The 12,810-nt window shown below is 61.1% G+C and carries 6 protein-coding genes; 5 read left to right on the top strand and 1 reads right to left on the bottom strand.

Annotation, left to right across the window (positions count from 1 at the left end; translation table 11 throughout):
• A partial coding sequence (locus tag B5F88_RS06780; RefSeq protein ID WP_204246209.1) for an Hpt domain-containing protein occupies nucleotides 1-940 on the bottom strand: 940 nt, incomplete at its 3' end.
• Nucleotides 941-1,078: 138 nt separating this feature from the next.
• Here B5F88_RS06780 and B5F88_RS06775 point away from each other — a divergent pair.
• The 5 genes from B5F88_RS06775 (at nucleotide 1,079) to B5F88_RS06755 (ending at nucleotide 12,726) form a co-directional block, all read left to right on the top strand.
• Nucleotides 1,079-2,515 (top strand): hypothetical protein, encoded by a 1,437-nt coding sequence (locus tag B5F88_RS06775; RefSeq protein ID WP_087343337.1) that lies wholly within the window; start codon nucleotides 1,079-1,081, stop codon nucleotides 2,513-2,515.
• Complete coding sequence (locus tag B5F88_RS06770) at nucleotides 2,502-2,858, top strand: EscU/YscU/HrcU family type III secretion system export apparatus switch protein (RefSeq protein WP_087343334.1); 357 nt, start codon at nucleotides 2,502-2,504, stop codon at nucleotides 2,856-2,858. Before B5F88_RS06775 ends, B5F88_RS06770 begins: the two co-directional genes overlap by 14 nt.
• The gene (locus tag B5F88_RS06765) at nucleotides 2,845-3,450 is read left to right on the top strand and encodes a PilZ domain-containing protein (RefSeq protein ID WP_087343330.1); all 606 of its coding nucleotides are present in this window, start codon (nucleotides 2,845-2,847) and stop codon (nucleotides 3,448-3,450) included. Before B5F88_RS06770 ends, B5F88_RS06765 begins: the two co-directional genes overlap by 14 nt.
• Nucleotides 3,451-3,492: 42 nt before the next feature.
• Nucleotides 3,493-8,403: an S-layer homology domain-containing protein gene (locus B5F88_RS06760; RefSeq protein WP_087343327.1), complete on the top strand. Its 4,911-nt coding sequence runs from the start codon at nucleotides 3,493-3,495 to the stop codon at nucleotides 8,401-8,403.
• 75 nt (nucleotides 8,404-8,478) lie between these two features.
• Nucleotides 8,479-12,726: an S-layer homology domain-containing protein gene (locus B5F88_RS06755; protein WP_087343324.1), complete on the top strand. Its 4,248-nt coding sequence runs from the start codon at nucleotides 8,479-8,481 to the stop codon at nucleotides 12,724-12,726.
• Nucleotides 12,727-12,810 lie beyond the last annotated feature (84 nt).

Raw genomic sequence — 12,810 nt, 5'->3', positions numbered from 1 at the left:
TCGTCAAAGAACACCTGAAGGCCGTAGGGGAATCCGGGCGCTGCCGGGGCGGCGCCCCCGGCGGCCTCCGTGGCGGACTGCTGGGACGCCTCCGGGGCCTGGCCGCCGGCGCGGGCGCAGCCGCGGCGGCCTGAGGCGCGGGGGCCGGTTCGGCGGCCGGCTGGGCCGGCTCAACGGGGGGAGCGGCCTGGTCGATGGACTGATAGGCGCGCACCGCTCCGGCGCTGGTAACGGCGTGGACGGCGCTCTCACGGTCAGCCCGAGTGCGGAAATAGAGCATAAAGCCGGACTCCACAATCTGGTCGGCGGTGGCGGGGTCGGAATCCACGCCCTGGGGCTCGTAGGTGAAATCCGATTCGCCGCACAGCTCCTTGATGGAATTGACCAGCATATACGCCCGCAGGTTTTCCATACCGCAGCCCTCGTCAAAGAACACCTGAAGGCCGTAGGGGAATCCGGGCGCTGCCGGGGCGGCGCCCCCGGCGGCCTCCGTGGCGGACTGCTGGGACGCCTCCGGGGCCTGGCCGCCGGAGTTAATTTGCTCGATCAGTCTATTAACTTTTTGCAGCAGGGTGTCGATATTTTCAGTAAGGGGCTGTTCGTTTTCAATGTGCTCCAGCTCCCCGCGGAAAAAGTCGATGGTCTGGAACAACAGGTCGAACAGCTCCGGACGCAGGGACTCGGGGACCACATCCATGGTCTTGTCCCGGATAATGGCGAACAGATCCTCCGCCCGGTGGGCGATGGTCATGAGGGAGTTGTACTCCATCATGGCGGAGGACCCCTTGACGGTGTGCATGATGCGGAAGATGGTATTGATGTCCTCTTGGGAGAAGCTGTCCTGCTGCTCCGCAGCCAGAACAATGCTGTCTAACTGCTCCAAGAGGGTGTTGGTCTCATATAAAAAGGCATCCAGAATGCTGTCGCTACCGGCACTCATAACGATAGGCTCCTTTCCTCGCATTGGACTTCTTATTTTTTTATCGACCAAATTTCAGAGAAAATAAGTGCTCTGCAAAAATATCAGGGTGGAATTGGAAAATTCCGCTGGTCCGCAGGGCTGCAAGAGGTGGATCATATGGCGGACCTTTTGGGCGCGGCCAACCGCGTCCCAGGCTACGACAGTGCGAATAACAACCGGGCCCTGCCCACGGAGATGCGTCCCAGCCAGACGCAGATCCAGAATGTCCCCGACCCCACCCGGGTGGGACGGCCGGACGCCAGGACGGACCAGCAGGGGGCCAACGACGCCCTGCAATCGGATGTACTGCGCTACGACTCCAATTTACAGACCTTTTTACAGCGGCTGCGGGAGATGCCCGAGCTGCCTGAACTGATGAGCAAAACCATGCTGCTGATGCGGGGGGTGATCTCCACCCCCGGCCTGCAGCAGGGCATTGCCCAGGAGATGGCCCAGCTGCTGGAGATGCTGCAGGTGGACGCGGAGGGATTCCGGCAGCTGTTCATGGAGCAGGTCCAGGGGGGCAACCGCTTTTCCGGGCCGCTGTTCTCCCTGCTGCGGCAGACCTACGGCTCCCTGTCCGGGGATCATGTGCGCCAGTCCATTCTGGAGTTTGCCAAGCGGTACAGCGACTTCTCCTCCACGGCACATATCGGGCGGAACATGACCAGCCTGCTCCAGCAGATCACCGAGCGGCTGCCCCGCAGCTGGCAGGACAATATGAACCAGCTGCTGGCCCAGCTGGAAAACGGGCTGGCTTCCGGCAGCCGGGCGGACAATCTGAAGCTGCTTCAGGGGGAGATCATCCCCTATCTGGGCAGTTACGTGGAGCGGACCCACGACATGGGACCTTTGCGGGAGATGCTCAACCGGCTGGTGCTGGATGTGGCCCGGTACGAGAACGGCTCAGAGGGGCAGCTGCTCCAGTCTTTCCGGCAGATGGAGGGGTACAGCGAACTGCTCAAGGGCCTCAACCAGCTGGACGACAATGCTATTTTGAAACTGCTGCGGGAAAACGACTTTACCCGGGCGGCTGGCAGCCGGTTTGCCGAGGGGCTGGCCCACGCCGCCTCTCAGGCGCTGCGGGGACTTTACGGCCACGAGGTCCAGGAGTCCTTTGCGGAGCTGGTCCGGGCCCTGCTGATACAGGAGAGCGTCTATATGCCCTTAAACCACATGCTGTTCCCCGTGGAGTGGCAGGGAAAGATGATGTACTCCGAGATGTGGGTGGACCCCGACGCGGAGGAGCAGGGAGGCTCCGGACAGGAGCAGGACCACAAGGTGCAGTTTCTCTTCAAGCTGGACCTGGAGTCTCTGGGCTTTCTGGAGATCGCGCTGTCCTCCCGTCAGGACCAGGTGGAGATGCAGATTTATGGACCGGATACGGTGCAGGCCAACAGCGGCCTGATCGCGGAGGATATGCGGGACATCCTGACCAGCCACGGGTTGGCCAGCAAGGATGTGCGGGTGTCCAAACTGGAGAGGCCTCTGACGCTGACGGAGGTTTTTCCCAATCTGTTTGAAGGGAAGCGGGGCGTGAATGTCAAAATCTAAGGAAACCGGCGGAGCGCCCACCCAGCGCGCCGCGGCCCTCCGGTACAGCGCGGGGAACGGCGCGCCGGTGGTGGTGGCCTCCGGTATGGGCCATCTGGCGGAAAAAATTGTGGAGGTGGCCACCGACAACGGCGTGCCGGTGTATGAGGACAATTCGCTGGCCACAGTGCTCTCCCAGATGGAACTGGGCCGGGAGATCCCGGAGGAGCTCTATCAGGCCGTGGTGGAAATTTATCTGTATTTTTTGGAGTTCGATCCCAATGACCCGGAGAAGGCCCGCCGGAACCGCCAGGCCAGACTGGGGGGAGCGGTAAAGGGAGGCGAGGAGCATGGCAAGCAATAAGGACCAAAAAGACAACAAGAACCGGAAATATCTGATGCTGGACAGCCGGGGTGACGCCATTGCCCGGGGTATTCTGGAGCGGGTCACCGACGGGGAGCTGTGGCGCCTGCGGGTGACCGAGGGTACCGCGGATGAGGTAATGGGCCACAACAACATCAGCCTGGTGGGCGACGCGGAAAATTCTCCCGCTCTGGAGGGGCGGATCGTCCGGCGGGAGGGGGACGTGGTCTTTGTGGAGCCCGTCCGCCAGCTGGAGGAATCTGTGCGGCAGAACCTGCGCATCCCGGTGCGGTTTGTGACCTACCTTTACGCGGTGTCGGGGAGCTGGAAGGGCCGGGTGCCCATTGTGACCAACGACCTGAGCTGCGGCGGACTGGCCTTTTTCTGCCCCAGGAAGCTGGAGGTGGGGGAGATTGTGGAGGTGGTGATTACGGTGACCAGCCAGCCGCTGGTGCTCACCATGCGGATCCTCCACACCCGGCCGGGCCACACCGAGGGCGACTTCTACGCCGGGGCCTTTGTGGACCTGGTGCGGGAAGAGGAGAGCATGGTGCGGGAGGCTGTGTTCAGCATCCAGCTGCAGAAAAACTGATTGGAAGACAATGCGCGCGAGACAAGAAAGGATGAAATACCCATGAGTCAACGGAGGGAACGCGGCGGCCTGCGGCGGCGGGCGGTATCGCTGCTGCTGGCGGTTGTGATGCTGGTGACGCTGGCCCAGTCGGCCATTGTGTCGGCGGCCTCGTATGTGGAGCCCTATCTGAATCAGGTGGTGGAGTGGGGCGTCATGCGGGGAGATATTGACGGCAATCTGAACCCGGACAACCCCATCAGCCGGGCGGAATTTGTCACCATGATCAACCGGGCCTACGGCTTTACCCAGATGGGAACCATGCCCTTCACGGATGTGCCGGAGAAGGCATGGTATGCCGAGGACGTAAACATTGCCTATCATACCGGCTACATACAGGGTACGTCGTCTACCACGTTTTCTCCCAGCGACAGTATTACCCGGGAACAGGCCACGGTGATTCTGGCCCGCATCCTGATGATGCAGGCGCAGGTAGGCGAGAATGTGGACTTTAACGACAGCCGGGACATGAACGACTGGAGCCGGGGCCTGATCGCCACGGCGGCGGACTACGGCCTGATTGACGGCTATTCCGACGGCAGCTTCCGGCCTCAGAACCCCATTACCCGGGGGGAGGCCTCTATTCTGCTGGTCCGGGCTGTGGGCACCCCCATTTTGGAGCCGGGCGAGTACCGCATCGGCAATACCTGGGGAAATGTGACCATCTCTTCCTCCGGCGTGACGCTGCGGGACACGGTGATCGGCGGTAACCTGTATGTTTCCGCCGGTGTGGACCTGGGCGACGTGGTGCTGGAGAATGTAAAGGTTCTGGGAGAGATTATTGTCAGCGGCGGCGGCGTCAGTGAGGACGGCGACGACAGTGTTATCCTGCGCAATGTGACGGCTCCCAAGCTGATTCTGGATAACTTCACCGGGCAGACGGTGTCGGTGCGGGTGGAAGGCGACGGCCTGATCCAGCAGGCCGATGTGCGCACTAACGCCTTTTTGGCGGACAACGCCAAGGACGGCTACGGCGTGTCCCAGGTCCGGCTGGACGGAGAGGACGGGCTGAGCCTGACCCTGGCGGGCAATATCAAGGAAGTGACCAACGTGACGCCCGGCTCCACCGTCAGTCTGGCCAGCGGCCAGGCGGCGGTGATCAACGTGGACGAGAAGGCCACGGATTCTGTCCTGCGCATTGAGACCGGTGCTCTGGCCCATGAGGTCAACCTGGACACCGCCACCACTGTCACCGGCAACGGCGACATCAGCAATCTGGTGGTGAACAGCTCGGGGAGCACCGTGTCCATGCTGCCCGACCAGATCGTGATCCGGCCCGGCGAGACCGCCAACATCGGCGGGGAGCTGATGGACAGCAACGCGGCGGCGGAGTCCTCCGCCGATCCCCGGCAGAGCGCCGGCTATCCCCGGATCTCCGACCTGGCCCCCACCAGCGTCACCGCCCAGTTCTCTGCCAATAAGAAAGGCATCGTCTACTGGGCCATCACCGCCATTACCGACGGCTCTGTGGCCGCGGAGGATCTGATCAACCCCTCCTCCTACAGCCCCAAGATTGTCAAGAGCGGCAGCCTGTCCCTGGACGGCGCCGGCCAGGTGAACGCGGCCAACATCACCGGCCTGACCACTAACGGCTCCTACTACCTGTCCGCGGTGTTTGTGGACGGCCGGGAGCAGCGCAGCCCCCTGAAGGTGATCTCCTTCACCACGCCGGACAACACCAAGCCTGATTTCGCCACGGGCTATCCCTACATGTCCAAGATCACCAACATCTCCGGCCAGGTGACCACCATGGCTACTAAGACCTGCCGGATGTACTGGGCGGTGCTGCCCAAGGGAGCCACAGCCCCCACCGAGAGCGACTTCAAGGCCAACGCTGTCAGCGGCAACCTGGGCTTCGGCGTGCTGGACGTGACCAAGAACGTGTCCAACACCTTTGATGTCAACTCCGTGCCTCTGGAGGAGCTGGAGAGCTACGACCTATACCTGTGGCTCACCGATGTGGACGGCGGCCAGAGCTCGGCGGTGAAGAAGCTGTCCTTTACCACGGTGGACGGTACCCCGCCGGTGTTCAACACCGAGCCCACCATCAACAAGGTGGATAAGACCTCCGTGGGCCTGTACGCCAACCTGAATGAGGACGGCACCCTGTACTGGGTCATCGTGGAGGAGGGTGTAACCTATCCCAAGCCCCTGGCCGGCCAGAGCGGAGCGGTGGACCTGACCAGCGACGAGGCCAAGCTCCAGGTGTCGGCGGGCATGAACGCCCTCAAGAGCGGCACGGTGACCATGACCAAGGACAAGGATGTGACTTTCACCGTCAGCGGGCTGGAGGAGGAAAAGGCCTACGACCTGTACTATGTGGCCAAGGACAAGGCGGGCAACTTCTCGGCCTCCGTGGGCAAGATCACCATCCACACCCTGGACAACACCGCGCCCACCGTTACCCAGGAGTTTACCAAGTATAACGGCACCGACGTCAACGTGCCCCTGCCGGAGAGCGATGTGCGTCTGGTGTTCAGCGAGGCGGTGCAGACCGCCGACAGCCATGAGACGCTGGTGAGCCTCTATCAGAACGTGACCGCCAACCTGGGCACCGCGGGGGAGACCGACGCCCGCAACGACATGGGGCTGGCCCTGAGCAAGGCCATTTACCTCTACCAGGTGCCCGCCAACACCCAGCCGGTGAAGATTGAGGGGGCCACCGACGCCGACAAGACCGGCGATAACTGGACCATCGATTACCGCTATGCTACGGTGACCCTGGAGGAGGGAAAAACGGTGGTCACCTTCCCCAACGGCACCGGCATCAATTTCAAGAGCGGCGCAACCTATTACTTTGAGATCCAGGCCGATACCATCGCCGACACCTCCAGCGCCTTCAACGTGATGGGCCGTCAGCAGCTGGACCGGTTTACCACAGTGTTCGCCCAGGTGAACCTGTCCGCGCTGAATGAGAATACCATCACCACCTTTGAACCTCCGACCCCTGGCGTGGAGGAGACCCCTGTTCAGAAAGACGTACCCGTGGACGTGAGCTGGCGGCTGACCCCCGTCTCCACCCAGAAGGTGGACGATTCCATTGACTGGGATATGCTCATCTGGTCGGACACCAGCGTGGAGTTTGAACTCTACTACCGCAATACGGTGCCCGCCGGAGAGCCGGAGTCCCAGAACGAATGGCACAAGCTGGGCAGCGCGTCCATTACGGTGCCTGACAACGTGACCGGCTACCGGGGCGTCAGTCTGACCCGGAATTTCCTGGAAAGCGGCAGCAACAACCCGGATTTTGACATGCTGAACACCCTGCAGGACGATGCCGTGTATGAGTACGCCATCTCCTTTACCAAGGTGGCGGGCCTGCCCGACCGGGATACCTGGAGCCAGCGGGTCAATCTGAAGGTCCACGTGATAGCGGGCAGCAACAACGATCTGGGCTTCCTGTCCGCCGACCTGACAGAGGAGAACTGGGAGGAGTCCCTGACCCAGGGCGTGACCAACATTGGCCTGCCTGCCGACTTCTCCCTGCGCAAGCAGTTTACCGACCAGCAGGCCCCTGAGTTTATTGGGGAGTATCCGAAATTTGAGGCGGGGGACTCGGCGGTGGAGATGTCCCTGATGCTGGACCGTCCGGGTACCGTATACTATGTGGTGGCGCCGATCAACACGGTTTCCACTGTGGGTACAGACGGTACCACGAACTACGGTGTGGAGGCAAACTGGCAGACTCTGCCTGAGAGCGGTGCTGAGGACGAGAATGAGCCGCCTGATGTGGCAACCCCTGATTACCTGAATATTGTGAACGCCAGCACCGTATACCGGAACGAAAAGATCAAATACGGCTCGGCGGTCTGCGGCGCCAGCGTGGAGCCGGTGTTGGTGGAGGGGCTGGATAAACTGACCCAATACACGGTTTATTTTGTCCTGCAGGGTACTTCCCAGACCTACTCCAGAGTGCTTGTCTACCGGTTTACCACTACAGATGTATCCAAGCCAGCGATCACCCTGACCCAGAACAGCCCGTCGGTCAACTTTGAGACCGATTCTTCCGCAGAGCTGAACTATGCCCTGATCGCCAACAACGAGGTTCCGGAGAGCCTGCGGAAGGCTGGCGGGTTTGATGCCACCCTTGTGGACCAGAGCAAGCTGGAAACATGGAACGAACTGACCGATCCGACAGATGGCGAATATAAGGATGCGGAGCGTTCGGTGCTCTGGGCGCTGTGTACCCCCTACGGAACGGATGGCTATTCCGTCTTTGATGAATTTGCAAACACATCCATTCGCAAGACCGTATCCGAGCTGGTGGACGGCACCAACCGGATGGGCGCCACTATTGCCGACCAGGGCAAGATGACCCTGGAACAGGCCAACGACTATTTCCAGTCCAAGGACTTTACTGACAAAATGACCGGCGACACCCTGTACTACTGTCTGGCCACCGCCGTCAGCCCTCTGGGCTCGGAGATGTCCTTTGCCGGCGTCCCCGGCGTGTATATCCCTGACCGTACGCCGCCGGAGCTGAACCAGGTGAACACTTCCGCCACGTTGGACCCCGGCGGGAATACGTACAGTGGCACGGTGACCTTTGTGTTCAGTGAGCCCGTTTATCAGCTGGTCACCGAAGGCGGTGTGGACCAGAAGCCCAAGGAGGTCTGGCAGACCCAGTATACCACTACCGATGATGCGGTTCGGCTGAAGGATATCATGGGTACCAGCCAGAGCAAGAGTAAATTCTCTTATCCCAACGACATCAAGGCCCCCGCCAGTACCCTGACATTGGAGTTTAAGGAAATTCCGCTGGGGACCACCATTGTGCTGTTTGATACCAGCTATATCTGCGACGCCAACAGCAACAGTACCCGGGAGCTGCTGACCTTTACCCTCCAGGAGGGTGTCCCCTCGGGGCACATCCCGAATGGTATCGGCTTTGTGCAGCAGACCTCGACACCGTAACATCAGAGACGCAAGGGGCGGGCCGTATACTGCCCGCCCCTTGCCCTATCCTATATTCCGAAGGAGGAGATTCGGATGAAATATTCCCTGGCCAGACGTGGCCTGTCGTTGCTGGTAACGCTGGCGATGCTTTTTGCCCTGCTGCCCGCCACTCTGGCGGCAAACCCCACCTTTCTATCAGTGAGCGTCAGTCCGCCCACTGCTGACTTAAAAATGGGCGAGCATCAGACCCTGAATGCCACCATCACCATGTCAGACGGCAGCAAAACCCTGCCTGCGGGTACCAAAGTGACATGGGAGGAAGTGGATGGGCGGTATGATGAGGTGAAGATCACTCCTATGGGTGTCTACTCTCTCTCTGCCGACGTGGAGGCGCTGAACGTTCCGGAGACCACGGAGGAGCGAAGTGTGCAGATCAGGGTGACCGTCACGCCGCCCGCAGGATATGGACAACCGGACAGCGACGTCTGCACCATCACGATTTCCACCAATGCTCCCTCTGGTGTCACTGTTACCCCCGGCACTATGGAACTGGCCCCTGGCGGGAGCAAAGCTCTGACCGCCACCGTCACCCCCGCCGAAGCCGACCAGGAGGTGACCTGGCGCAGCGACAATACGGGGATAGCCACAGTCAGCCCAAGCGGAACGTCTACAGCCACTGTCACCGGCGTGGCCGCCGGCGAGACCAAGGTGTACGCCAGGATCAAGGACGGCACCCAGGAGGCGGCCAGCACAATCTATGTCCAGGGTATCGTTCTGGAGAGCAGCACTCTGACCATGAACGAGCGGGATAACCACACCCTGAACTATACCATTTACGGCCCCTCCATCAAGGACAAGGGCGTGACCTGGACCAGCAGCGATTCCAACATCGTGCGGGTCAACGCGGGCTATCTCTATGCCCTGAAAGAGGGCAAGGCCACCATTACCGCCAAGGTGAACGGCACCAGCTATGAGGCCAAGTGCGAGGTTACCGTCAAGCGGAACACGGCGGCGGTGATCACCGCCTCGGCGGCGGCGGGGGAGCCCCTGTCTTTCTCCGGCCTGGTCTCCCAGCTGCAGAGCCGCTGCTCCACTGTGCTGGGCTCCAGCCTGTCCTATATCAGCGGCCTGTCGGTGCCCACCAATCAGGGTACGCTCTACTATAAATATACCTCCGAGGGAGACACCGGCGCGGGAGTGGCCACCGGCTCCTCCTATTACGCCTCCCCGGGTACGGGCCAGATGGGAATAAGCGACATTACCTTTGTACCCAAATCCGACTTCAGCGGCACTGCTGTCATCTCCTATACCGGCTACGCCTCCGGCACCAGCTTCTTCCAGGGTACCATCGAGGTGTCGGTGGCCGGCCAGGAGGACGTGACCTACACCACGGCCAACGGTATGGCGGTGCAGATGGACCCCAACGACTTTGCGGTGGTGTGCCGGGCCCGCACCGGCCGGGACCTGAGCTATGTGGCCTTTACTCTGCCTGACAGCAGCGCGGGCACCCTGTACTATAACTATCTCTCCCCGCTGAATCCGGGCACCGAGGTGCGGGCCTCCACCAACTACAAATACAGCGGAACGCCCAATCTGGGCCAGGTGTTTTTTGTGCCCGCCTCTGGTTATAAGGGGAGAGTGGTGATCACCTATACCGCCTGGGATACCAACCGGCAGTCCTTCCAGGGCCGGCTGGTGATCCAGGTAAACGAGGACAGCAAGAGCGATGAGCTGAGTTATACTGTGGCGCCGGGGAAGGCTGTGAGTTTTGACGTCAACGACTTCAACGACCTCTCCCGGGAGGTCACCGGCTACAGCCTGGACTATGTTCGCTTCACCCTGCCTGCCTCCTCTGAGGGAATCCTCTACTACAATTACAGCAATTCCTCCTCCGAGAAGGTAAGCGCCGGCAAGAACTATTACCGCTCTTCCTCTCCCTACCTGGACCGGGTGGACTTTGTGGCGGCCAGCGACTTTACTGGCACGGTATCCATCCCCTTCACCGGCTGGAGCACCAGCGGAGCCACCTTCTCCGGCACCGTCACCGTCCGGGTCAAGACCGGTACCGACAGCATCTCCTACCGCACGGAGTACGGCCAGGCGGTGGACTTCCAGGCGGGCGACTTTAACGATATCTCCCAAAATAAGACGGGCAGCACCTTGAACTATGTCCGCTTCACGCTGCCCTCCTCCGCTCAGGGTACCCTGTATTACAACTATACCGGCTCCACCACCTCGGAAAAGGTGGTTTCCAGCCGGAACTACTACCGCTCCTCCTACCCCTATGTGGACCAGATCAGCTTTGTGCCCACCTATGGTTATACCGGTACCTGCACCATTGACTACACCGGCTGGGGTACCAATGGGGAGAAGTTTACCGGTACCGTCACCATTCAGGTGGGCAATGAGACCGAGACCATCCGCTATACCACCGATGAAAACGTGGCGGTGGGTTTCCGGGCGTCGGACTTTAACGCCGTCTGCCAGGACGCCACCAACAGCACCCTGAATTATGTCCGCTTTACGCTGCCGCCCTCTGCCCGGGGCACACTGTACTATAACGGCAGCAAGGTGAGCGCCACCCAGAATTATGCCTACTCCTCCTCGCCTTATCTGGATCAGGTCAGCTTCACCCCCGCCAGCGGCTATAACGGCACGGTGACCATCAACTACACCGGCTGGGCCACCAGCGGCGACCGGTTTACCGGCACCGTCACCATCCGGGTGGGAACCCAGGGCAGCGAGATCGGCTATACCACCAAGAGCCGGCAGGCGGTGGATTTCCAGGTGGAGGATTTCAACGAGGCGTCCCTGTCCCTCACCGGCAGCAGCCTGAACTATGTCCGCTTCACGCTGCCATCTTCCTCTCAGGGGACCCTCTATTATAACTATGTCAACTCCTCCTCGGAGAAGGTGAGCGCCAATAAGAACTACTACCGCTCCTCTTCCCCCTATCTGGACGAGATTACCTTCGTGCCCGCCAGCGGCTTTACCGACAACTGCTCCATCCCCTATACCGCCTGGGGGAGCAACGGCGATCGGTTTACCGGCACCGTCACCATCCGGGTGGACAGCGCCGCCACCACCATTTATTACGACACCGGACTGGGGGAGCCGGTGACCTTCCGGCCCTCCGATTTCAACAACGCGGCCCAGGCCGCCCAGAACCGGGATCTGAGCTATGTCCGCTTCACCCTGCCCTCCTCTTCCCAGGGAACGCTGTACTATAAGTATGAGAACGGCGAATATACCAACAAGGTGAGCGCGAACACCAGCTATTACCGCACCTCCTCTCCCTACCTGGATGAGGTGAGCTTTGTGCCTGCCGCCGGCTTCACCGGTACGGCTACCGTCTCCTACTCCGGCTATACGGTGGGCGGCACCAGCTTTACCGGTACGGTGGAGATTACTGTGTCCTCCGACACCAACGACACCGCCGATACCATCCGCTATACCAGCTCCTATGCGCCGGTGACCTTCCGTGCCTCCGACTTTACCGCCGCCTGCAACGGCCGGAACAAGGGCAGTCTGAGCTCCGTGCAGTTTGACACCAGCACCCTGTCCTCCAATGCCGGGCGCTTGTATACCCAGTACGGCGGCCTCCAGAGCGCCAATACCGAGGTGCGTTCCGGCACCAAATACTACCCCGAGAGCTCTCCCAGCCTGTCCCAGGTAACCTTTGTCCCCCGCATCGGCTTCCAGGGCACGGCGGTGGTGGCCTATACCGGGGTGGACTCCCAGGGACGGTCCTATCGGGGACAGGTAGAGATTACCGTTACCCCCAGCGCCTCCTCCCGTTATTTCAAGGATATGTCCACCGGCTACAGCTGGGCGGTGCCCGCGGTGGATCTCCTCTATGAAAACGGCGTTGTGGGCGGCGTGGGCAACAGCAGCTTTGCCCCCGCCTCCCCCCTCACCCGGGGCAGCTTCATCACCATGCTGGATCGGGCTCTGGGTTTCCCCCACGGCTCCCAGAAGAGCTTCCCCGACGTGCCCGACGGCCAGTATTACACTGAGTCGGTCCGGTCGGCCTATGCGCTGGGTATTGTCAACGGCTTCTCCGACGGTACCTTCCGTCCCGACGCCCCCATCACCCGAGCGGAAGCGGTGACCATGCTCTACCGGGCCATGCAGACCATGGGCTGGGTGATCGGCACTGAGGATCCCAGCATCCTCAACGCCTACACCGACGGGGCCTATGTGGCTGATTACGCCCGAGGCGCCATGTCCGTCATGGTGCAGACCGGCGTGGTCCAGGGCTCCGGCGGACTGCTGGAGCCCGGCCGGATCATGACCCGGGCGGAAATGGCGGTGGCGCTGGCAAGAGCGCTTACCCTGTAAGTAAGTCCATGTACCCGCGCCGGGAGACCGCAATTGGTCTCCCGGCGCGGATTTTTGTTTGCCGCAGTTTGTGAAAATTGGCGG

This window comes from Flavonifractor sp. An306 (assembly GCF_002159455.1).
Classification (GTDB): Bacteria; Bacillota; Clostridia; order Oscillospirales; family Oscillospiraceae; genus Flavonifractor.
This window is presented reverse-complemented; position numbering and strand designations above follow the sequence as displayed.

Excerpts from the sequence above, each read along its gene's own strand:
- B5F88_RS06775 (WP_087343337.1), top strand. The coding sequence starts at position 1,079 with ATGGCGGACCTTTTGGGCGCGGCCAACCGCGTCCCAGGCTACGACAGT.
- B5F88_RS06760 (WP_087343327.1), top strand. The coding sequence starts at position 3,493 with ATGAGTCAACGGAGGGAACGCGGCGGCCTGCGGCGGCGGGCGGTATCG.
- B5F88_RS06770 (WP_087343334.1), top strand. The coding sequence starts at position 2,502 with ATGTCAAAATCTAAGGAAACCGGCGGAGCGCCCACCCAGCGCGCCGCG.
- B5F88_RS06755 (WP_087343324.1), top strand. The coding sequence starts at position 8,479 with ATGAAATATTCCCTGGCCAGACGTGGCCTGTCGTTGCTGGTAACGCTG.
- B5F88_RS06765 (WP_087343330.1), top strand. The coding sequence starts at position 2,845 with ATGGCAAGCAATAAGGACCAAAAAGACAACAAGAACCGGAAATATCTG.